Source organism: Streptomyces sp. SID12501 (assembly GCF_010550245.1).
GTDB lineage: Bacteria > Actinomycetota > Actinomycetes > Streptomycetales > Streptomycetaceae > Streptomyces.
Genome location: NZ_JAAGLU010000898.1, coordinates 1 through 407, shown reverse-complemented (window position 1 = coordinate 407; position 407 = coordinate 1). Strand labels below are relative to the sequence as shown.

Below are 407 nucleotides of genomic sequence, written 5' to 3'. Positions count from 1 at the left end.
CGAACGCGCAGCGCGACCGATTCGCCTGGTACGACGAGTTCTTCCAGAACTTCTACAACCTCTACGAGAACCTCGGCTCGCGCATCAGCGAGGCCGCGGTGCGCGGCTCGTGGCAGGTCGCCGCGGGCGCCGCGCCGTGGGCCGCGTGGGAGGTCGTGCCGACGTGGCACACCGACCTGCGCGCCGACATCGCCGCGATCGACGTCCCGACGCTGATCCTGCACGGCACGGGCGACAGGATCCTGCCGATCGACGCCACCGGCCGCCCGTTCCACGCGCTGCTGCCGCAGGCCACGTACGTCGAGGTCGAGGGCGCGCCGCACGGTCTGCTGTGGACGCACGCGCAGGAGGTCACGGCCGCGCTGCTGGAGTTCCTCGCGTCCTGAGGGCCGAGGTCGTGAGCCGGG

The 407-nt window shown here is 72.2% G+C and carries 1 protein-coding gene; it reads left to right on the top strand.

All coding sequences use genetic code 11. The features are described from left to right. Positions 1-386: alpha/beta fold hydrolase (locus G3I71_RS49040; protein ID WP_164325465.1), on the top strand; the 386-nt coding region annotated here is incomplete at its 5' end. Between the last annotated feature and the right edge of the window lie 21 nt (positions 387-407).